Source organism: Pseudomonas sp. p50(2008) (assembly GCF_015351605.1).
GTDB lineage: Bacteria > Pseudomonadota > Gammaproteobacteria > Pseudomonadales > Pseudomonadaceae > Aquipseudomonas.
The window spans coordinates 531,985-553,445 of sequence record NZ_JACMYF010000003.1; the positions used below are offsets into that span (position 1 = coordinate 531,985).

The window sequence follows — 21,461 nt, forward strand, 5'->3', positions numbered from 1 at the left end:
TCTATAGACCTCGACGCCGCCATCGCGGGCAAGCCCGCTCCCACAGTGTTCCGGGACGTTCACACGTTATGTGACCGGCACAAAACCCTGTGGGAGCTGGCATGCCAGCGATGGCGTCAGTTCAAATGCGACTTAAACCAGCGTCATCAACGCCTCACGGCTGAACGGCAGGATGTCTTCTTCACGACCGTCGCGTACTTTTTGCGCCCAGTCCGGATCGACCAGCAGCGCACGACCCACCGCTACCAGATCGAACTCATCGTTGTTCAAACGCTCCAGCAGTTTTTCCAGGCTGGCCGGCTGCGCGATCTTGTCGGTGTTGACCATGAACTGCAGGAACTCGCCGTCCAGGCCGACACTGCCCACGGTGATGGTCGGTTTGCCGGTGAGCTTGCGTGTCCAGCCCGCGAGGTTCAGTTCCGAACCGTCGAACTCCGGCTCCCAGAAACGACGTGTCGAGCAGTGGAAAATATCCACACCCGCGTCAGACAACGGCTGGAGGAACTCACCCAGCGCTTCCGGGGTTTGCACCAGACGCGCGGTGTAATCCTGCTGTTTCCATTGCGAGAAACGGAAGATGATCGGGAAACCTTCACCCACTGCTGCGCGCACGGCCTGGATCAATTCGATGGCGAAACGCGAACGGTTCGCCAGGCTGCCGCCGTATTCATCGGTGCGCTGGTTGCTGCCTTCCCAGAAGAACTGGTCCACCAGGTAGCCATGGGCACCGTGAATTTCCACGCCGTCCATACCGATGCTCTGCGCGTCTTTCGCGGCCTGGGCGAAGGCGGCGATGACGTCCTGGATGTCCTGCTTGGTCATGCCGTGGACCACGACCTGGCCGTCTTTCAATTTTTCCGACGGGCCATAACCCGGCACGCTGGCGTCCGGCTCGGTACCGATACGACGAACGCTGCCGACGTGCCACAGTTGCGGAACGATCTTGCCGCCTTCTGCGTGCACCGCATCGACCACTTTCTTCCAGCCCGCCAACGCCGACTCGCCGTAGAAATGCGGCACGTTCGGGTAGCCGTTGGAGGCCTTGTGACCGACGGTGGTGCCTTCGGTGATGATCAGGCCCACGCCCGCCGCCGCGCGACGACGGTAGTACTCGATGACTTTGGAATTAGGCACGCCACCCGGCGAGAACGAGCGGGTCATGGGGGCCATGACGACGCGGGTCGGCAATTCGAGGGTGCCGAGGTGGAACGGTTTGAACAGGGCTTTTACGGGCATGGGAACGCTCCACGGGATAGGCTTTATGACGGCTATAATATGGAGGGCGCAATGGGATGGGAAGTATTATTGATTTTGGTGATTTAGAGTCAAAAGGCAGAAACAAAAGATCGCAGCCTGTGCCAGCTCCTACCATGGAATGCGTATCCCCGTAGAAGCTGCCGCAGGCTGCGATCTTTTGATCTTCTAGCTCAGCGCTTTTTCAATCGCGTGAACGATCGTCGGATCGTCCGGCGCCGTGCGCGGCGAAAACCGGGCCAACACACGGCCGTCCTTGCCCAGCAGGAACTTCTCGAAATTCCAGGTGATGTCGCCCGGGAATTCGGCACCCTCGCCTGCCAGCAGACGATACAACTGATGACGATCATGCCCGTTGACTTCCAGCTTGCTGGACAACGGAAAGGTCACGCCATAGTTCAGGCTGCAGAAATCCTGGATCTCTTGCTCGGTACCCGGTTCCTGTCCGGCAAACTGGTTGCACGGCAGGCCCAGTACGCTGAAGCCTTTGTCCTTGAATTGCTGGTAAAGGTTTTCCAGCGCCGCGTATTGCGGGGTCAGGCCACATTTGGAGGCAACATTGACCACCAGCACGACGCGCCCTTTGAAAGGCGCCAGAGGTAGCTCCTGACCATCCAGGGCTGTCAATTTAAGGTCGTGAAAAGCACTCATGACGAACTCCAAATTCCCGTGTTCTGCTCGAAACAGCCACCTGGCGGCGCTGCCATGGACAACCGCGGACTAAAAAAGGCGCCCTCGGGCGCCTCTCCAGTTCTCTGAGCTTAGCGCAGAAAATCAGTGGTGATGGCCACCTTCGCCATGGACGTGGCCATGAGCGACTTCTTCCTGGCTCGCATCACGGATGTCGATGATCTTGACCTGGAAATTCAGGCGCTGACCGGCCAACGGGTGGTTGCCGTCGACAGTGACGTCGTCGCCGTCCAGGTCGCGGATGGTCACGATCTGCATTTGGCCGTCCGGAGCGGAAGCGTGGAACTGCATGCCCACTTCCAGCTCATCAACGCCTTCGAACATGCTGCGGCTCAGGGTGCTGACCAGTTCGGCAGCGTATTCGCCGTAGGCATCTTCCGGTTCTACGGCAACAGTCAGTTCATCACCAACGGCTTTACCTTCCAGTGCCTTTTCCAGGCCCGGGATGATGTTACCTGCGCCTTGCAGGTAAACCAGCGGCGCGCCGCCGGCGGAGCTGTCGATGACCTCACCAGCGTCGTTGGTCAGGGTATAGTCGATGGAGACAGCCTTATTGGCGGCGATCAGCATGGGGCGAGACCTTTTGCATAAGAATATAGAAAGACCAAGTTTAGCGAAGCAATCGCCCGAAAGCGAACACAACCCGGACAGACGGATGGCAGCACAGAACTCTACGGTCACAGGCTTCCATCAGGACGAGGACGGCCACTGGGTGGCCGAGCTTTCCTGCGGTCATACCCAACACCTGCGTCACCAGCCGCCGTGGCAATCCCGGACCTGGGTCATGGACCCATCGCTGCGTAATGAAAAAATAGGCCAACCCTTTGATTGTGGTTGGTGCGCACAGGGCTCGGTTAGCGATAACCTTGGCGACTGAATTTCGGTAGACCGTCAGATATAGAGGGTCACCCCTGCGCTCCCTTAGAGAATCCGCATGCAAACTTTTTTTATCGCCCCCACCGATTTTGGCGTGGGTCTGACCTCCATCAGCCTCGGGCTGGTGCGTACGCTCGAGCGCGCCGGTCTCAAGGTCGGCTTTTTCAAACCGATTGCCCAGCCGCACCCTGGTGATACAGGACCGGAACGCTCCACCGAACTGGTGGCGCGTACCCATGGTCTGAAACCGCCTCAACCGCTGGGCCTGGCGCATGTCGAGCGGATGCTGGGCGATGGTCAGCTCGACGAATTGCTCGAAGAAATCATCACCCTCTACCAGCAGGCCGCTATCGGCAAGGACGTGCTGATCGTCGAAGGCATGGTGCCAACCCGCAGCGCCAGCTACGCCGCGCGGGTGAATCTGCACCTGGCCAAGAGCCTGGACGCTGATGTGATCCTGGTGTCGGCGCCGGAAAACGAGGTGCTGACCGAACTGTCCGGTCGCGTCGAATTGCAGGCGCAATTGTTCGGCGGTCCGAAGGACCCGAAAGTCCTCGGCGTGATCCTCAACAAGGTCAAGACCGACGAAAGCATGGACGTCTTCGCCTCGCGCCTGAAAGAACACTCGCCGTTGCTGCGCAGCGGCGATTTCCGTCTGCTGGGCTGCATCCCGTTCCAGCCGGAACTGAATGCACCGCGTACCCGCGACGTCGCCGACCTGATGGGCGCACAGATTCTCAATGCCGGCGATTACGAAACCCGGCGCATGACCAAAATCATTATCTGCGCCCGCACCATGCGCAACACCGTGGAGCTGCTCAAGCCCGGTGTACTGGTGGTGACCCCAGGCGATCGCGACGACATCATTCTCGCTGTCAGCCTCGCCGCCATGAACGGCGTACCATTGGCCGGCCTGCTGCTGACCAGCGATACCCTGCCCGATCCGCGCATCATGGATTTGTGTCGAGGCGCGCTGCAGGCTGGCTTGCCTGTGCTGTCGGTGAGCACCGGTTCCTACGACACCGCCAACCAGCTGAACGGATTGAACAAGGAAATCCCGATTGACGACCGTGAGCGCGCGGAGATCATCACCGATTTCGTCGCCAGCCACCTCGACGCCAACTGGCTGCACCAGCGCTGCGGCACGCCACGGGAAATGCGCCTGTCGCCTGCCGTATTCCGTTATCAATTGATCCAGCGGGCCCAGGCGGCCAACAAACGTATCGTCCTGCCCGAAGGCAGCGAGCCGTTGACCGTCCAGGCGGCGGCGATTTGTCAGGCACGCGGGATTGCCCGCTGCGTACTGCTGGCCAAACCCGAGGACGTCGAAGCGGTGGCTCGCGCGCAAGGCATCGAGCTGCCGCCGGGACTGGAAATTCTCGACCCGGACCTGATCCGCGAGCGCTACGTCGAACCGATGGTCGCACTGCGCAAAAGCAAAAGCCTCAATGCACCGATGGCCGAGCAGCAGCTGGAAGACACTGTGGTTATCGGCACCATGATGCTCGCGCTGGATGAAGTCGATGGCCTCGTCTCTGGCGTCATTCACTCCACCGCCAACACCATCCGCCCGGCCTTGCAGTTGATCAAGACCGCACCGGGCTGCACGCTGGTGTCGTCGGTGTTCTTCATGCTGTTCCCGGAAGAAGTACTGGTGTACGGCGATTGCGTGATGAACCCGCATCCGAGTGCCAGCGAACTGGCCGAAATCGCGCTGCAAAGTGCTGACTCGGCGGCCGCGTTCGGCATTACGCCACGGGTAGCCATGATCAGCTACTCCAGTGGCGAATCAGCCAGCGGTGAAGAAGTCGAGAAGGTGCGCGAAGCGACGTTGCTTGCCCACGAGCAGCAACATTCTCTACTGATCGACGGCCCGTTGCAGTACGACGCCGCCGCCAACGAAACCGTGGCCCGGCAACTGGCGCCGAACAGCCAGGTGGCCGGTCGCGCCACGGTGTTCGTGTTCCCCGACCTGAACACCGGCAACACCACGCACAAAGCCGTGCAGCGCAGTGCCGATTGCGTCAGCCTCGGCCCGATGCTGCAAGGCCTGCGCAAACCGGTGAACGACCTGCCACGCGGCGCGCAAGTCGATGACATTGTGTACACCATCGCGTTGACCGCGATCCAAGCTGCCAACCGACCTATGGATCTTTAAATGCTGGATTTCCTGCCTGCCGCCGTGCGCGGTGTGATTGCATCGTTACTGCTGGCACTCAATACCATTTTGCTCTGCTCATTCCTGTTCTGTGTGGCGATCTTCAAGGCACTGCCTTTCGCCTTGACCCAGCGATTCACGCGCTGGCTGATGAGCCATACGCACGAAGCCTGGATCAGCAACAACAAGGCCTGGATGAACCTCGTCTGCCGCACTCGCTGGCACCTGAGTGGCCTCGAGGGGCTGGACTATCAGCATTCGTATCTGATCACCAGCAACCACCAGAGCTGGGTCGACATCATGGTGCTGCAGTACGTGCTCAACCGTCGCATCCAGCCGCTGAAGTTCTTTCTCAAGCAAGAGCTGATTTGGGTGCCGGTGATTGGTCTGGCGTGGTGGACCCTGGGCTTTCCGTTCATGAAGCGCTACTCCAAGGCGTACCTGGAAAAGCACCCGGAGAAGAAAGGCAAAGACCTGGAAACCACCCGCAAGACCTGCGACAAGTTTCGTAATAACCCGGTGGGTATTTTCAACTTTGTCGAAGGCACGCGCTTCACCGAGGGCAAGCATGCGCAGCAGAAGTCACCGTTCAAGTACCTGCTCAAGCCCAAGGCCGGTGGTATTGCCTTCGTACTCGATGCGATGGGTGAGCAGCTCGAATCCATCGTCAATGTGACCATTCACTATCCAGGCGGTCGTCCGGGGTATTGGGATCTGTTGTGCGGGAACGTCAAGGACGTGGTGGTGCATTTTCAGGAGCTGAAGATTCCGCCGCAGTTCATTGGCAAGAATTACGACCAGGATGGAGAGTACCGATTGCAGTTCCAGGGCTGGATCAATCAGCTGTGGGAAGACAAGGATGCGTTGCTGGAGCAGATGCATCGCGAGTATCCAGGCAAACATTGATCTCCTGTAGGAGTGAGCCTGCTCGCGATAGCGGTCGTACATTCAGAGTTTACGTCGACTGATCCACCGCTATCGCGAGCAGGCTCACTCCTACAGTTGCCCGAGTTGATCCGAAACAAAAAAACCCGCCGGATGATCACTCATCGGCGGGTTTCTTATTAGCGGCTAACGCTTAGATCGCGCCGCGCTGGCGCAGCAGATCCAGCACTTGCTTGACGCTTTCTTCCAGCGACAGCGCTTGGGTATCGACCACGAGGTCGGCATCCAGCGGCACGTCGAACGGGAAGGATTCGCCCGGGATGTTATCCCCGGCCGCTGCGTACAGACCTTGTGGGTCACGCTCGGCACAGACCGCTGGCGAGGCCTGGACGTAGACCGTCAGCAGACGCTCCTTGCCGATCAGGTCCTTGGCTTGCTCACGACCTTCGGCACTCGGTGCCACGAACGCAGCAAGCGTCAGCAAGCCGGCTTCGTTGAACTGACGCGCAACGTGCGCCGCACGACGCCAGTTCTCGGTACGACCGGCGCGATCCTGTGGCAGACCTTTGTTCAGGTCGTGACGCAGGTTCTGGCCATCCAGCACAAACACCGCACGCCCCATGTCGAACAGCTTGCGTTCAACCGCATAAGCCAAGGTGCTTTTGCCCGCGCCCGACAAGCCGCTGAACAGCACGGTGGCCGGCTGCTGGCCGAAGCGCTGGGCACGCTCTTCGGTGGCAACGTGAGCCAGTTTGCCGTGATGCGTGCTGCTGCCATGTGCCAACGGCTGAGCGATGATCATGCCGGCGGCGACAGTACCGTTGGTCAAGCGGTCGATGACGATGAACGAACCGGTTGTGCGGTTGCTTGCGTAACCGTCCAGCGCGATAGCGGCGTCGAGGCTGATCTTGACGCGACCGATCTCGTTCAGCTGCAACGAGCTGGCCGGACCTTCTTCAAGGGTGTTCACATCAACGCGGTTGACGATGCTGGTGATCGAACCCGGCACGTACGTCGTGGCGCGCTTGATGTCGTATTTCTTGCCCGGCAGCATCGGTTCTTCGGCCATCCACACCAGCATCGCGTCGAAGGCGTCGGTCACTTGCGGCAGGTTATCGGCGTGCACCAGCAAATCGCCGCGGGAGATGTCGATCTCGTCTTCCATGGTCAGCGTCACCGCCTGACCTGGACCTGCGTGTTCCAGCTCACCTTCGAAGGTGACGATGGATTTCACACGGCTGCTTTTGCCCGACGGCAGCACAACGACTTCGTCGCCCTTGTGCACGACACCGCTGGCCAGGGTGCCGGCGAAACCACGGAAATTCAGGTTCGGACGGTTGACGTACTGCACCGGGAAACGCAGGTCGGTGTAGTTGCGGTCGCTGGCGATTTCGACGGTCTCGAGAATTTCCATCAGCGACTGGCCGGTGTACCACGGCGAGCGCTCGGACTTGTTCACGACGTTGTCGCCCTTGAGCGCCGACATCGGCACGAACGCCATGGTGGTCGGCTTGAAGGCGATGCCTTCGGCGAACTTCAGGTAATCGGCCTTGATCGACTCGAAGACGGTTTCATCAAAGCCATTGATGTCCATCTTGTTGACGGCGATCACGATGTGTTTGATACCCAGCAACGAGGCGATAAAACTGTGGCGACGCGTCTGAGTCTGCACGCCGTAACGGGCATCGATCAGGATGATCGCCAGGTCACAGGTAGAAGCACCCGTGGCCATGTTGCGGGTGTACTGCTCATGGCCAGGGGTGTCGGCAATGATGAATTTGCGCTTGGCGGTGGAGAAGTAGCGGTAGGCAACATCGATGGTGATGCCCTGCTCCCGCTCGGCCTGCAGGCCGTCGACCAGCAACGCCAGGTCGATATCGTCGCCAGTGGTGCCGACTTTTTTCGAGTCGCGGGTGATGGCTTCCAGGTGATCTTCGTAGATCATCTTGGAGTCGTGCAGCAGGCGCCCGATCAGGGTGCTCTTGCCGTCGTCGACGTTGCCACAGGTCAGAAAGCGCAGCATTTCCTTGCGTTCGTGCTGGCCCAGGTAGGCGAGGATGTCCTCGCTGATCAAATCAGATACGTGCGACATGACAACCCCTTAGAAATAACCCTGACGTTTCTTTTCTTCCATCGAGCCTGCGCCATCGTGGTCGATGACCCGGCCCTGGCGTTCGGAAGTTCGCGTCAGGAGCATTTCCTGAATGATGTCGGTCAGGCTGGTGGCCTCGGACTCGACCGCACCGGTCAGCGGGTAGTCACCCAGTGTACGGAAACGGACTTTCTTCTTGACGATACGCTTCTTGTCTTCCTCGCTCAGGTGATTGAGCAGGCGCTCGTCGTCGATCATGATCCAGGTGCCATTCATCTCGATGACGTCGCGCTCGGCGGCGAAATACAGCGGCACGATCGGGATGCCTTCGAGGTAGATGTACTGCCAGATGTCCAGCTCGGTCCAGTTCGACAACGGGAACACACGGATGGATTCACCCTTGTTGACGTTGCCGTTGTAGACGTTCCACAGTTCTGGACGCTGGTTCTTCGGGTCCCAGCGGTGCTTGGTATCGCGGAAGGAATACACGCGCTCTTTGGCGCGAGACTTCTCTTCATCACGACGGGCACCACCGAAAGCAGCGTCGAAGCCGTACTTGTCGAGAGCCTGCTTCAGGCCTTCGGTTTTCATGATGTCGGTGTGCTTTGCGCTACCGTGGGTCAGCGGGTTGATGCCCTGCGCAACACCATCGGGGTTCACGTGCACCAGCAGGTCCAGGCCGAGCTCTTCGACCATGCGATCGCGGAATGCGTACATCTCCTTGAACTTCCACCGGGTGTCGACGTGCATCACCGGGAACGGCAGTTTGCCCGGGAAGAACGCCTTGCGCGCAAGGTGCAGCATCACGGCGGAATCTTTACCGACGGAGTACAGCATCACCGGGTTATCGAACTCGGCGGCGACCTCGCGGATGATGTGGATGCTTTCGGCCTCCAGCTGTTTCAGATGCGTCAGTTTGTCGACCATGGCTACTCACGAAAACGATCTTATGGACGGCCAGCGGGCCGTGTTCGAGCGGGGAATGCTAGCACAGCGACTGCTTCTAATCAGGACGCCAGCTAGATCGAAAGGGTATATGAATATACCCCCTCGTTTGGGCGTGGATTACTCTGACTGGTTGGGACTGCCCCCTGTAGGCGCTGCCGAAGGCAGCGATCTTTTGACGTTGATTTTAAGATCAAAAGATCGCAGCGGGGCTACGCAAATCAGATCGGATTCGGGCAATCGATAAAGATGTGCTCGAGGGCAAAGCGGCGGGCCAGGTAATCGCCCAGCGCTTGCACGCCGTAGCGCTCAGTCGCGTGGTGACCGGCAGCGATGAAGCTGATGTCGTTTTCACGGGCACTGTGGAAGGTTTGCTCGGACGCTTCACCACTGAGGTAAAGATCGACACCCGCCAAGACGGCCTGATCGATGTAGCCCTGCCCACCACCGGTGCACCAGCCGACACGACGAATCATCGCGCTGCCTTCGATCAGCAACGGCTCGCGGCCCATGACGTCCTGAACTCGACGAGCGAAATCACGCGGTGTCATCGGCTCATTCAGCGAGCCCACCAGGCCGACGATTTTGAGGTTACCCGGATCAAGCGGGCCTTCGACCGTGATGTCCAGCTGATGAGCCAGCTGCACGTTATTGCCGACATCCGGATGCAGGTCCAGCGGCAGGTGATAAGACAGCAGGCTGATGTCGTGCTTGAGCAAGGTCTTCAAACGACGCTGCTTCATGCCGGTGATGCACGGGTTCTCGCCTTTCCAGAAATAACCGTGATGCACCAGCACCAGGTCGGCCTGCGCTTCGACGGCGGCATCCAGTAATGCCTGGCTTGCAGTGACGCCACTGACGATGCGCATCACTTGCGGCCGGCCCTCGACCTGCAATCCGTTAGGGCAATAATCGGCAATCTTTGCACTGGCGAGGTAGCGGTCGGCTTCTTCGACCAGGGTGCTCAAGGCGACGGCCATAAAAGACTCCTAAATATCCCGTTCAGAGGCGCGCTTGGCCTCGTATAATGCGCGACATTATGGGCGGTCTCATACCGCCTGCAACCTTTCAGGACGTGCTTAATGCTCAAGGCGCTGCGTTTTTCCGGCTGGCCGCTGTTGGCCGGCGTGCTTATCGCTCTGTTGATAATCCAGCGTTACCCGCAATGGGTCGGGCTTCCAAGCCTCGACGTCAACCTGCAGCAAGCGCCACAAACCACCAGTGTGCAACAAGGCCCGGTGTCGTACGCAGACGCCGTGACCACCGCAGCGCCTGCGGTGGTCAACCTGTACACCACTAAAGTCATCAACAAGCCGAACCATCCGCTGTTTGAGGACCCGCAGTTCCGCCGCTTTTTCGGCGACAACTCGCCCAAGCAGAAGCGCATGGAGTCGAGCCTCGGCTCTGGCGTGATGATGAGCCCGGAAGGCTACATTCTGACCAACAACCACGTTACCAGTGGCGCCGATCAGATTGTGGTCGCGCTCAAGGACGGCCGTGAAACCCTCGCACGCGTCATCGGCAGCGATCCGGAAACCGATCTTGCGGTGTTGAAAATCGATCTGAAAAACCTGCCGTCGATCACCATCGGCCGCTCCGACAACATCCGCATCGGCGACGTGGCACTGGCCATCGGCAACCCGTTCGGCGTCGGCCAGACCGTGACCATGGGCATCATCAGCGCCACTGGACGTAATCAGCTGGGCTTGAACAACTACGAAGACTTCATCCAGACCGACGCCGCGATCAACCCGGGTAACTCCGGCGGCGCGCTGGTGGATGCCAACGGCAACCTGACGGGCATCAACACGGCGATCTTCTCCAAGTCCGGCGGCTCCCAGGGCATCGGCTTCGCGATTCCGGTCAAGCTGGCCATGGAGGTGATGAAGTCGATCATCGAGCACGGCCAGGTGATTCGTGGCTGGCTCGGGATTGAAGTGCAGCCATTGACTCAGGAACTGGCGGAGTCGTTTGGTCTGTCGGGGCGTCCGGGCATCGTGGTCGCGGGGATCTTCCGTGACGGCCCGGCGCAGAAGGCCGGCCTGCAATTGGGTGATGTGATCCTCGCCATCGACGGCGAACCGGCTGGAGATGGCCGTCGTTCGATGAACCAGGTGGCGCGGATCAAACCGACGGACAAGGTGTCGATTCAAGTGATGCGTAACGGCAAGGAGTTGAAGCTCACCGCCGAGATCGGCCTGCGCCCACCACCGGCCCCGATCAAAGAAAAAGAAGAAGAGTGAGCACTAACCCGAGACACTCGGGTTAACGGCAGACATTCTCATTAGACATGTTATATTGTTTCAATATCACTATTGGAACAACATAACATGTCGTCTCGAACAATGGCCTCCGTAGCAGGTTTTACCCTCAGCCTGCTGGGTGATCCGGTCTTCGCCGAAGAGTCCGGCACACTCGAACTGGACGCCATCAGCGTCACCTCCGAGTACGAATCCCCCACCGGGCCGGTCAAAGGCTACCGTGCCACGCGCTCCTCCAGTGCGACCAAAACCGACACAGCGATCCGTGATATCCCGCAATCCATCAGTGTGATTCCCGCCAGCGTGCTCAAGGATCTGGGCAGCACCAGCGTCGAGCGCGCACTGGATTATGCCGGCGGTGTGTCGAAACAGAACAACTTCGGAGGCCTGACGCTTTACGAATACAGTGTGCGCGGCTTCACCACCTCCGAGTTCTACACGGACGGATTCAGCGCCAACCGTGGCTATCCGAGCACACCGGACGTGGCCAATATCGAGCGTATCGAGGTGCTCAAAGGCCCCGCCGCCAGCCTCTATGGCCGTGGTGATCCTGGCGGCACGGTGAACATCGTCACCAAGAAACCACAGCCCGAAGCCTTCACCACGTTGCATACCAGTGCCGGCAGCTGGGATCGCTATCGCACCGCAGTGGACGTCAATACGCCGCTGGACGATGCCGGCAGTGTGTTATCTCGAGTGAACCTGGCGGTCGAGGACAACCACAGCTTTCGCGACCACGTCGACAGCCAGCGCGTGTTTGTCGCACCCTCCTTCAGTTGGCAATTGAACCCTGACACCCACCTGCTGGTGGAAAGCGAATTCGTCCGTCACAACTCGACGTTCGACCGCGGCATCGTCGCACCGAACAACACATGGAACGGTGTGTCGCGCTCGACGTTCCTGGGCGAGCCCAACGATGGTGACATCGATAACCACAACAACAGGCTGCAAGCCGCGCTCGAACATCAGCTCGACGACCGCTGGAGCCTGCGCCTCGCCAGTCATTACAAGGAAGGCAAACTCTGGGGCTTCGCCTCGGAGGCTCGACCGCTGAATGCCGACGGGCACACGGTCAATCGCCGCTACCGCGAGCGTGACAACGATTGGCACGACAGCATCACGCAACTCGAACTGCGCGGCCTGTTCGACCTCGGCAGCTGGCAGCACGAACTGCTGATCGGCAGCGAATACGAGAACTACCGCAAGAACGAACGCGTGACCACAATTGCCGGTGGCCCGTACGACATTGACATCTATCATCCGGTCTATGGACGGCCGAAACCTGACGGCACACGGTCCGGCACGGACTTCTTCGAACACGTCGAAAGCCACGCGCTGAACCTGCAGGACCAGATTATCTTCACCGAGAAACTGCGCGGCATGCTCGGCATACGCTTCGAGCATTTCGAGCAACGCATCGACGATCACACCCGAGGCGCCAACAGTCGTCAGCGCCATGACGCGCTTACGCAACGGGCCGGCCTGCTCTACCAACTGACACCCGAAGTCGGAGTGTTCGCTAATGCCTCAACTTCGTTCAAGCCGAACAACGGCCTCGATGCCAGCGGGAAATCCTTCGACCCGGAACAAGGCGTCGGCTACGAACTCGGGATCAAGAGCGAGCTGTTTGACGATCGCTTGAGCAGCACCTTTGCACTCTTCCATATCGAAAAGGAAAACGTCCTCGCACTCGACCCGGGCACCGACACCAGCCGCGCCATGGGCAAGGCCCGCAGTCAGGGCTTCGATCTGCAAGTCACCGGGCAAATGACCGACGCGGTGCGAGTGATCGGCGCGCTTGCCTACATTGATGCCGAGGTTACCGAAGGCGACAACGTCATTCCCACTGGTAGCCGCATCCTCGGCGTAGCGAAACGCAGCGGCAGCGTGTTGGGGGTTTATGAGTTTCAGGAGGGTCGTTTGCGTGGCTCGGATGTCGGCGCGGCCTTCACCTATGTCGGCGATCGTTCGGGTGAGTCCGGAAGCGATTTTGAATTGCCGGCCTATCACACCGTGGACGTGCTGGCGCACTACAAAGCCAGCGACACCGTCACCGTCGGCCTGAACCTGAACAACCTTTTCGATGAGAAATACTTCGAGCGCTCGTACAGCAACTACTGGGTGAACCCCGGTGAGCCGCGCAATTTCACTGTCAGCCTGACTCTCGATCTGTAAAAACAAGCTTGCCCGCGGTGGGAACACCGCGGGCAAGCCGGAACGCTGCACTGCATGCTTCTACAGGATCAGGTACGGGTCAAAGATCGCCCAGACCGTCGATCAGTGCCTGATTCTGCTCGGGCGTGCCAATGGAGATCCGCAGGAACTGCGCAATGCGCTCTTGCTTGAAGTGGCGAACGATCACACCTTGCTCGCGCAACTTTGCTGCCAGCCCGGCCGCATCGTGTTGCGGATGACGGGCGAAAATGAAGTTCGCTGCCGACGGCAACACTTCAAAACCCTTCGTCTCCAACTGCCCAACTACCTTGTCGCGGCTCTCGATCACCAGACGGCAGGTCTTGTCGAAGTACTCGCGATCTTCAAACGCGGCGGCGGCGCCGACGATGGCCAGACGGTCAATCGGATAAGAGTTGAAGCTGTTCTTGATCCGCTCCAGCGCTTCAATCAAGTCCGGGTGTCCTACTGCCAGCCCAACCCGCAGACCCGCCAGCGAACGGGACTTGGACAAGGTCTGGGTCACCAGAAGGTTCGGGTATCGATCCACCAGCGTGATAGCCGTTGCGCCGCCGAAGTCGATGTAAGCCTCGTCCACCACAACCACGGAATCCGGGTTGGCCTTGAGGATTTGCTCGACAGCCTCGAGCGCCAGCAGGCAACCGGTCGGCGCGTTCGGGTTCGGGAAAATGATCCCGCCGTTCGGCTTGGTGTAGTCGGCCGGATTGATCTGGAACTGCTCGTCCAGCGGCACCGCATCAAATGCTATGCCGTACAAACCGCAGTAAACCGGATAGAAGCTGTAGCTGATGTCAGGGAACAGCAGCGGCTTATCGTGCTGCAGCAGGCCGTGGAAAATGTGCGCCAGGACTTCATCAGAACCGTTGCCGAGGAACACCTGATTGCTCTGAACGCCGTAGTACTTGGCCACGGCATTTTTCAGCAGATCGCTGTTCGGGTCCGGATACAGGCGCAGGTTGTCGTTCAACTCGGCCTGCATCGCTGCCAGGGCTTTGGGCGATGGACCGTAAGGGTTTTCATTGGTGTTGAGCTTTACCAGTTTGGCCAGTTTCGGCTGCTCGCCCGGTACGTAGGGCACCAGGTTCTTGACGAACGGGCTCCAGAATTTACTCATTTCAGTTCCCCTGCTTGCCGTCGACGATGCGGTATTCAGCGCTGCGTGCGTGGGCGGTCAGCGACTCGCCACGGGCCAGCACGGAAGCGGTCTTGCCCAGTTCGGACGCACCCTGCTCGGAGCAGAAAATGATCGACGAACGTTTCTGGAAGTCATACACACCGAGCGGCGACGAGAACCGCGCGGTGCCAGAAGTCGGTAGCACATGGTTCGGACCGGCGCAGTAATCGCCCAAGGCTTCAGAGGTGTGACGGCCCATGAAAATCGCACCGGCGTGACGGATCTGCGGCAGCCAGGCTTGTGGATCAGCCACCGACAACTCCAGGTGTTCCGGCGCGATGCGGTTGGCCACTTCGATGGCCTGCTCCATGTCTCGAACCAGGATCAAGGCGCCACGGCCATTGATCGATGTTTCGATAATCTCGGCGCGCTCCATGGTCGGCATTAGTTTGTTGATGCTCGCGGCAACCTTGTCGAGGAACTCGGCGTCCGGGCTGACCAGAATCGCCTGAGCGTCTTCGTCGTGCTCGGCCTGGGAAAACAGGTCCATGGCGATCCAGTCAGGATCGGTCTGACCATCGCACACCACAAGAATCTCCGACGGGCCGGCGATCATGTCGATACCGACCTGGCCGAACACGTGGCGCTTGGCGGTGGCGACATAGATGTTGCCAGGGCCCACCACCTTGTCGACCTTCGGCACGCTTTCGGTGCCATAAGCCAGTGCGGCAACGGCCTGGGCACCGCCGATGGTGAACACCCGGTCGACGCCGGCGATGCAGGCGGCAGCCAGTACCAGCTCGTTGATTTCACCGCGCGGAGTCGGCACGACCATGACCACTTCGGTCACGCCCGCGACTTTGGCCGGAATCGCGTTCATCAACACGGACGACGGGTACGACGCCTTGCCGCCCGGCACATATAGACCGGCGCGATCCAGCGGCGTGACCTTCTGGCCCAGCACCGTGCCGTCGGCTTCGGTGTAGCTCCAGGAATCCTGCTTCTGTTTTTCGTGGTAGCTGCGCACACGGGTGGCGGCTTTTTCCAGCGCCTCGCGCTGAGGAATGGTGATTCGGGTCAGGGCCAGTTCCAGGCGTTCGCGCGGCAGGATCAGGTCCGCCATGGAGGCGACTTCCAGGCCGTCAAACTTCTGGGTGAATTCCACCAGCGCCGCATCGCCACGCTCGCGCACGGCTTTGATGATGTCCAGCACCCGCTGATTGACCGAGTCGTCAGACACACTTTCCCAGCTCAGCAGATGATCCAGATGATGTGCGAAATCAGGATCGGCAGCGTTGAGTCGGCGAATTGCAGTCGGTGCGGTCATAGCGAGAGCCTCATAGGAATGGCAAAAACTCAGGCGCCCTAACTTAGCAGTCGTTTCCGCTTGGGCACCTGAGAATTCTGGCTATGAGGCGGATAGACGGGCGCGACTTAACGTCGCGCAGGTGAATCAGCCGCGGTGTCGAGACTCCACTGCCTTGCGCAGGGTGTCGATCAACGCCTGAATACGGGCGTGCTGCATCTTCATCGAAGCTTTGTTAACGATCAGCCGGGAGCTGATGGCCGCAATGAAATCCTGTGGCTCAAGGCCGTTGGCCCGCAGCGTGTTACCGGTGTCGACCACGTCGATGATCTTGTCGGCCAGACCGATCAGCGGTGCCAGCTCCATCGAGCCGTACAGCTTGATGATGTCGACCTGACGACCTTGCTCGGCATAGTAACGCTTGGCAACGTTGACGAACTTGGTAGCGATGCGCAGACGGCCCTTGGGCTCGATCGCCCCGATCTTGCCCGCGGTCATCAGCTTGCATTGGGCAATTTGCAGGTCCAGTGGCTCGTACAGGCCCTGGCCACCGTATTCCATCAACACATCTTTACCGGCGACGCCCAGATCCGCCGCACCATGCTCGACGTAGGTCGGCACATCGGTGGCGCGAACGATCAGCAGACGTACATCAGGCTGGGTCGTGGGGATGATCAGCTTGCGGCTTTTGTCCGGATTCTCGGTCGGCACGATGCCCGCTTCAGCCAGAAGCGGCAGGGTGTCGTCAAGGATGCGGCCCTTGGACAGTGCGATGGTCAACATGGGAAACGTCAGTCCTTATCAAGGTACTCATGCCCGGTCGCAATCGGCGCCGAACACACATCGAGCCGGAAACCGGCTCGACTCTGAACAATTCAACGGACGCGTCCCTGCGCCCATACAGCAGAAACTAGCCCGGTACGCGGCGGATCTTGGCGCCGAGCATCTGCAGTTTCTCTTCGATGCACTCGTAACCACGGTCTATGTGGTAGATGCGGTCGATCAAGGTGTCGCCTTCAGCGATCAACGCCGAGATGACCAGGCTGGCCGATGCACGCAGGTCGGTGGCCATGACTGGCGCGCCTTTGAGCTTCTCGGTGCCGGTCACGATGGCCGTGTTGCCTTCGACCTGGATCTTGGCGCCCATGCGGTGCAGTTCGTAAACGTGCATGAAGCGGTTTTCGAAGATCGTCTCGATCACGGCACCGGTGCCTTCGGCAATGGCGTTGAGGGAGATGAACTGCGCTTGCATGTCAGTCGGGAACGCCGGGTATGGAGCGGTCCGCACGTTGACGGCTTTCGGCCGCTTGCCGTGCATGTTCAGCTCGATCCAGTCTTCGCCGCAGGTGATTTCAGCACCCGCTTCCTTGAGTTTCTCAAGAACGGCTTCAAGGATGGTCGGATCCGTGTCCTTGACCTTCACGCGACCGCCAGTCACGGCAGCGGCAACCAGGTAGGTGCCGGTTTCGATACGGTCAGGCATCACCTTGTAAGTGGCCGGGTGCAGACGATCAACGCCATCGATGGTGATGGTGTCAGTACCTGCGCCGGAAATCTTGGCGCCCATGGCGATCAGGAAGTTCGCCAGGTCGATGACTTCAGGCTCGCGAGCGGCGTTTTGCAGAACGCTGCGACCCTTGGCCAGAGCGGCCGCCATCATGATGTTTTCGGTGCCGGTCACGCTGACGGTGTCGAAGAAGAAGTGAGCGCCGCGCAGGCCACCTTCAGGCGCTTTGGCCTTGATGTAGCCGCCTTCCACGTCGATCACCGCGCCCATGGCTTCGAGACCACGGATGTGCAGGTCAACCGGACGCGAGCCGATGGCGCAACCGCCAGGCAGTGCGACTTCGGCCTCACCGAAACGGGCAACCATCGGACCCAGTACCAGGATCGACGCACGCATGGTCTTGACCAGTTCGTACGGGGCGATCAGGGTCTTGATGGTGCGCGGGTCGATTTCGACGCTGAGCTTCTCGTCGATCACCGGCTCGATGCCCATGCGGCCGAACAGCTCGATCATGGTGGTGATGTCGTGCAGGTGCGGCAGGTTGGCAACAGTCACCGGACCATCGCACAGCAGGGTTGCAGCCAGGATCGGCAGGGCAGAGTTCTTTGCCCCGGAGATGCGGATTTCGCCATCAAGACGAACGCCACCGGTAATAATCAATTTATCCATAAGAATCTCGACGCCCGTGGGCTCAGGTGCGCTCGGCCCAGGCCGCGCTGCTGAAAAATTTCATAGTGACCGCATGGATGCTGCCATCGGTGATCCATGGGTTCAAATGGGCATAGACCTGCTGCTGACGCTTCACCGGGCTCAACGCCGCCAGTTCATCGCTAATCACGTTCAGCTGGAAGTTGCAGCCTTCGCCCTCAACTTCCACCTTTGTATTAGGCAGCTTTCCTTCAAGGAAGCTCTTCACTTCTACGGCCTGCATGCTCAACCTCAATCGGCGCCTAGTGCGCGCGGGTCGGACATCATACAAAAAAGCCCCGCGCCTGCGAACCCCGCTAAGCAGGACTCTGACGGGGGGCTTCTTTATAGATGCGGGTTAGGGATGCGCCAACAGCTCGGTCAGTTCGCTGACCTGAGCGATTTCGCGCATATCTTCGGGCATCGCGCGGATGCTCAGGGCCTTGCCGGCCGCCTGGGCATCTCGCATGAAGCACAACAACAACGACAAACCGACGCTGCTGGATTTCACCACCTGCGAGCAATCCACGACCAATGCCGCAGCCTTGCTGGCCTTGATCAGCGCCTGACCCTGCTTACGCAAAACAGGGCCGCTGCGGTAATCCAGAGTGCCGCTGAGCAGCAGTTCGCCGGCTTCGATCATCTGAACCGCCGACTCACTCATTGGGCTTGCTTCTCGGCCGCTTGCTCGGTGGTTTCCTTGGCCTTGGCAACTTCGCCGGCCCAGTTGTTGATGACCTTGTCCAGGTCGTTGCCATTACGCTGCATCGAATCCTGGAACTGATCGCGGAACAACTTGCCGATGTTGATACCGTTGATGATCACGTTGCGTACTTTCCACTCGCCGTTGATTTTCTCGAGTGTATAGGACACAGGGTAGATCGAACCGCTGCTGCCTTTGACCTGCATGTCAACGCTGGTACGGGTGCCACTTTCATCTTTGGCCGGCGAAACGGTAATGCCCTGGTTGTTGTACTCAAGCAACGCGTTGCCGTAGAACTGCATCAGGCTGCGCTTGAAGTTTTCCTGGAAGCGCTGCATCTGCTCCGGCGTGGCTTTCCGGGAATACTTGACGGTCATGATGCTGCGCGAAATGCCGTCAGCATCGACCACCGGGCCGACAATCCCGTTGAGGGCGTTATAGAACTCGTTCGGGCTCTGCTTGTACTTTTCTTTGTTGGCAGCCAGATCGGCCAGCAACCGGGTAGTCGTGTCCTGCACCAGATCGTGCGCCGACTGCGCCGCCACGGCGTTAGCCATCAACGGCAAGGCCGCGAGTAATACCAACAGGCCACGTCGCAAGATAGAGATCATTCAAAAGCTCCTCATTTGGCTTCTTTGCTAACGGTGTTGAGCAGGAATTTACCGATCAGGTCCTCGAGCACCAGCGACGACTGCGTGTCGTGGATGGTTCCGCCATCCTTGAGCAGGGCTTCTTCCCCACCCACGCTGATACCGATGTATTTCTCGCCCAACAGGCCAGCAGTCAGGATAGATGCGGTGGAGTCAGTCGGCAGATTATCTACGCGCTTCTCCAGCTGCATCGTCACTCGACCGGTGAAACTGTCGCGGTCCAGATCGATCGCTGTCACCTTGCCGATCGTCACACCGGCCATGGTCACTTTAGCTCTGACCGTCAAACCGGCGATATTGTCGAAATAAGCGTAAAGTTTATAAGAATCGGTTGTTGCGCTAGGGGACAGGCCACTGACCCGCAACGCAAGCAACAGCAAAGCCAGGATGCCAGCCAGCAAGAAAAGGCCGACACCGATTTCCAGGGTGCGGTTTTGCATCAGAAATCTCCAAACATCAAGGCGGTCAGAATAAAGTCCAGGCCGAGTACAGCCAACGAGGCGTACACAACGGTCTTGGTAGTGGCACGACTGATCCCCTCGGAAGTGGGCTCGCAGTCATAACCTTGGAATACGGCAATCCAGGTAACAACAAAGGCGAAGACGATACTTTTAATGATGCCGTTGAGCACATCTTCGGTGAACGTCACGCTGTTTTGCATGTTCGACCAGTAGGAGCCTTCGTAGACACCCAGCCAGTCGACGGCCACCCACGAACCACCCCAGATACCCACCACGCTGAAAATCATCGCCAGCACCGGCAGGGAAATGAAGCCGGCCCACAGGCGCGGGGCAATGATGTACTTGAGCGGGTCGACACCGATCATTTCCAGACTGGACAGCTGTTCGGTGGACTTCATGTTGCCGATTTCGGCCGTCAGCGCAGACCCTGCGCGTCCTGCGAACAGCAAGGCAGTGACCACCGGGCCCAATTCACGCAACAGCGTCAGGGCAACCATCTGTCCGACCGCCTGTTCCGAACCATAGCTGGACAGAATGTTGAAACCTTGCAGCGCCAGCACCATGCCGATGAACACCCCGGAGACCACAATGATCACCAGGGACATCACGCCCACAGAGTGCAGTTGCTTGATCAGCAGGCCGAAACCGCCGCCAATGCCGCCACGGCCGAGCAAGGCATGAAACAGGAACAGCGTCGCACGCCCGAACACCGCGACGGCATCGATTGCCGCGTGGCCGAACCGGCGCACTCTTTCTATTAGTGAAATCTTGCGCATCAACGCTTCCCCAGAAGATCTGCGCGGTAATCCGTCGCTGGAAAGTGGTACGCGACCGGACCATCGGGTTCGCCTGTCATGAACTGACGGATACGCGGATCATCCGAATTCATCAGTTCGTCCGGCGTGCCCTGCCCCAATACCTGTCCGTCGCCGACTACATAGATGTAATCGGCGATGCTGGCGGTCTCCGCCAGGTCATGGGAAACCACGATACTGGTAATGCCCAATGCATCGTTGAGCAAGCGGATCAGGCGCACCAATACGCCCATGGCGATCGGGTCCTGCCCCACAAAAGGCTCGTCATACATGAGAATCTGCGGATCCAGCGCAATCGCCCGGGCCAGTGCGACACGACGCTTCATGCCACCGGACAATTCGTCAGGCATAAGGTCGATGGCCCCACGCAAACCCACCGCCTGCAATTTGAGCAGGACGATGTCCCGGATCATTTCTTCAGGAAGCTCGGTGTGAACACGTAGCGGAAAGGCGACGTTCTCGAATACATCGAGATCGGTAAACAGTGCGCCGCTCTGGAACAGCACACCCATATGCTTGCGCGCATCGAACAAATCGCTGCGAGACAATTTCGGCAGATTCTGGCCGTTGACCCAGACTTCGCCGGCGGTGGGACGCAACTGGGCGCCCATCAACCGCAAAAGCGTGGTCTTGCCACACCCGGAAGGTCCCATGATGCCGGTGACCTTGCCGCGCGGGATACGGATATCGACGTTATTGAAAATGCTGCGCGCACCGCGCTTGAAGGTCAGTCCCTTCAGCTCGACCGCGTAGGCGTTATCGGCACTCATCTAAACTCCTTGCGATGCAGCCTCACACTCGGACGCCTGACTTTCTGGCGAAAGCACATACCTCCCGGACAGGCCGAACTGGCGGCGAACTATA

21 protein-coding genes are annotated in these 21,461 nt (G+C 59.3%); 5 read left to right on the forward strand and 16 right to left on the reverse strand.

The features are described 5' to 3' along the window. Window positions 1-132: 132 nt before the first annotated feature. The 3 genes from H7698_RS10915 to H7698_RS10925 all read right to left on the reverse strand — a co-directional run bounded on the left by H7698_RS10915 (window position 133) and on the right by H7698_RS10925 (window position 2,514). Window positions 133-1,236 (reverse strand): NADH:flavin oxidoreductase, encoded by a 1,104-nt coding sequence (locus tag H7698_RS10915; RefSeq protein WP_194691392.1) that lies wholly within the window; start codon window positions 1,234-1,236, stop codon window positions 133-135. Window positions 1,237-1,422: 186 nt separating this feature from the next. Next, on the reverse strand, window positions 1,423-1,905 hold the full coding sequence (locus H7698_RS10920; RefSeq protein ID WP_162439275.1) for a glutathione peroxidase: 483 nt from the start codon (window positions 1,903-1,905) through the stop codon (window positions 1,423-1,425). A 123-nt stretch (window positions 1,906-2,028) separates the two neighbouring features. Then, window positions 2,029-2,514 carry an FKBP-type peptidyl-prolyl cis-trans isomerase gene (locus tag H7698_RS10925; RefSeq protein ID WP_045061434.1) on the reverse strand — a complete coding sequence of 162 codons (486 nt, stop codon included), beginning with the start codon at window positions 2,512-2,514 and terminating at the stop codon, window positions 2,029-2,031. Between H7698_RS10925 and H7698_RS10930 the strand changes: the two genes are divergently transcribed. The 3 genes from H7698_RS10930 to H7698_RS10940 are packed head-to-tail and all read left to right on the forward strand — an operon-like array spanning window position 2,483 to window position 5,884. After that, on the forward strand, window positions 2,483-2,821 hold the full coding sequence (locus H7698_RS10930; RefSeq protein WP_194691393.1) for a DUF3565 domain-containing protein: 339 nt from the start codon (window positions 2,483-2,485) through the stop codon (window positions 2,819-2,821). The two genes, H7698_RS10925 and H7698_RS10930, sit on opposite strands and share 32 nt — an antisense overlap. A 57-nt stretch (window positions 2,822-2,878) precedes the next feature. After that, window positions 2,879-4,978: a phosphate acetyltransferase gene (gene pta, locus H7698_RS10935; protein ID WP_162439273.1), complete on the forward strand. Its 2,100-nt coding sequence runs from the start codon at window positions 2,879-2,881 to the stop codon at window positions 4,976-4,978. Continuing rightward, the gene (locus H7698_RS10940; protein ID WP_194691394.1) at window positions 4,979-5,884 is read left to right on the forward strand and encodes an acyltransferase; all 906 of its coding nucleotides are present in this window, start codon (window positions 4,979-4,981) and stop codon (window positions 5,882-5,884) included. A 172-nt stretch (window positions 5,885-6,056) separates the two neighbouring features. Here the strand turns inward: H7698_RS10940 and cysN are convergent, their stop codons facing one another. From cysN to H7698_RS10955, 3 genes are all read right to left on the reverse strand, one after another. Further along, window positions 6,057-7,955 carry a sulfate adenylyltransferase subunit CysN gene (gene cysN / locus H7698_RS10945; protein WP_194691395.1) on the reverse strand — a complete coding sequence of 633 codons (1,899 nt, stop codon included), beginning with the start codon at window positions 7,953-7,955 and terminating at the stop codon, window positions 6,057-6,059. Between the two features lie 9 nt (window positions 7,956-7,964). Then, window positions 7,965-8,882 (reverse strand): sulfate adenylyltransferase subunit CysD, encoded by a 918-nt coding sequence (cysD, locus tag H7698_RS10950; RefSeq protein WP_194691396.1) that lies wholly within the window; start codon window positions 8,880-8,882, stop codon window positions 7,965-7,967. Between the two features lie 239 nt (window positions 8,883-9,121). Then, on the reverse strand, window positions 9,122-9,880 hold the full coding sequence (locus H7698_RS10955; protein WP_194691397.1) for a Nif3-like dinuclear metal center hexameric protein: 759 nt from the start codon (window positions 9,878-9,880) through the stop codon (window positions 9,122-9,124). Window positions 9,881-9,982: 102 nt separating this feature from the next. Here H7698_RS10955 and algW point away from each other — a divergent pair, with 102 nt between their 5' ends. Both algW and H7698_RS10965 read left to right on the forward strand, forming a co-directional pair. Continuing rightward, a complete protein-coding gene (gene algW / locus H7698_RS10960; RefSeq protein ID WP_194691398.1) occupies window positions 9,983-11,143 on the forward strand; it encodes a Do family serine endopeptidase AlgW in 1,161 nt (386 codons plus the stop codon). Window positions 11,144-11,230: 87 nt separating this feature from the next. Continuing rightward, on the forward strand, window positions 11,231-13,336 hold the full coding sequence (locus H7698_RS10965) for a TonB-dependent siderophore receptor (protein ID WP_194691399.1): 2,106 nt from the start codon (window positions 11,231-11,233) through the stop codon (window positions 13,334-13,336). Between the two features lie 79 nt (window positions 13,337-13,415). On the opposite strand, the gene hisC is transcribed toward H7698_RS10965, so the two are convergent. The 10 genes from hisC to H7698_RS11015 all read right to left on the reverse strand — a co-directional run bounded on the left by hisC (window position 13,416) and on the right by H7698_RS11015 (window position 21,367). Then, the gene (hisC, locus tag H7698_RS10970; protein ID WP_194691400.1) at window positions 13,416-14,468 is read right to left on the reverse strand and encodes a histidinol-phosphate transaminase; all 1,053 of its coding nucleotides are present in this window, start codon (window positions 14,466-14,468) and stop codon (window positions 13,416-13,418) included. A gap of 1 nt (window position 14,469) precedes the next feature. After that, complete coding sequence (hisD, locus tag H7698_RS10975; protein WP_162439264.1) at window positions 14,470-15,795, reverse strand: histidinol dehydrogenase; 1,326 nt, start codon at window positions 15,793-15,795, stop codon at window positions 14,470-14,472. Window positions 15,796-15,921: 126 nt separating this feature from the next. Further along, window positions 15,922-16,557, reverse strand: coding sequence for an ATP phosphoribosyltransferase (gene hisG, locus H7698_RS10980; protein WP_162439263.1), 636 nt, complete (start codon window positions 16,555-16,557; stop codon window positions 15,922-15,924). A 127-nt stretch (window positions 16,558-16,684) separates the two neighbouring features. Continuing rightward, window positions 16,685-17,950 carry a UDP-N-acetylglucosamine 1-carboxyvinyltransferase gene (murA, locus tag H7698_RS10985; protein ID WP_122837518.1) on the reverse strand — a complete coding sequence of 422 codons (1,266 nt, stop codon included), beginning with the start codon at window positions 17,948-17,950 and terminating at the stop codon, window positions 16,685-16,687. A gap of 22 nt (window positions 17,951-17,972) precedes the next feature. Next, complete coding sequence (locus H7698_RS10990; protein ID WP_007901566.1) at window positions 17,973-18,212, reverse strand: BolA family protein; 240 nt, start codon at window positions 18,210-18,212, stop codon at window positions 17,973-17,975. Between the two features lie 114 nt (window positions 18,213-18,326). Next, window positions 18,327-18,632 (reverse strand): STAS domain-containing protein, encoded by a 306-nt coding sequence (locus tag H7698_RS10995; protein ID WP_194691401.1) that lies wholly within the window; start codon window positions 18,630-18,632, stop codon window positions 18,327-18,329. Then, window positions 18,629-19,282 (reverse strand): MlaC/ttg2D family ABC transporter substrate-binding protein, encoded by a 654-nt coding sequence (locus tag H7698_RS11000; protein WP_162439261.1) that lies wholly within the window; start codon window positions 19,280-19,282, stop codon window positions 18,629-18,631. The genes H7698_RS10995 and H7698_RS11000 overlap by 4 nt, the downstream gene beginning before the upstream one ends. An 11-nt stretch (window positions 19,283-19,293) precedes the next feature. Beyond that, window positions 19,294-19,761, reverse strand: a complete 468-nt coding sequence (mlaD, locus tag H7698_RS11005) for an outer membrane lipid asymmetry maintenance protein MlaD (protein ID WP_162439260.1) — start codon at window positions 19,759-19,761, stop codon at window positions 19,294-19,296. Beyond that, window positions 19,761-20,558: a lipid asymmetry maintenance ABC transporter permease subunit MlaE gene (gene mlaE / locus H7698_RS11010; RefSeq protein WP_162439259.1), complete on the reverse strand. Its 798-nt coding sequence runs from the start codon at window positions 20,556-20,558 to the stop codon at window positions 19,761-19,763. The genes mlaD and mlaE overlap by 1 nt, the downstream gene beginning before the upstream one ends. Continuing rightward, window positions 20,558-21,367, reverse strand: coding sequence for an ATP-binding cassette domain-containing protein (locus H7698_RS11015; RefSeq protein ID WP_162439258.1), 810 nt, complete (start codon window positions 21,365-21,367; stop codon window positions 20,558-20,560). The genes mlaE and H7698_RS11015 overlap by 1 nt, the downstream gene beginning before the upstream one ends. Window positions 21,368-21,461 lie beyond the last annotated feature (94 nt).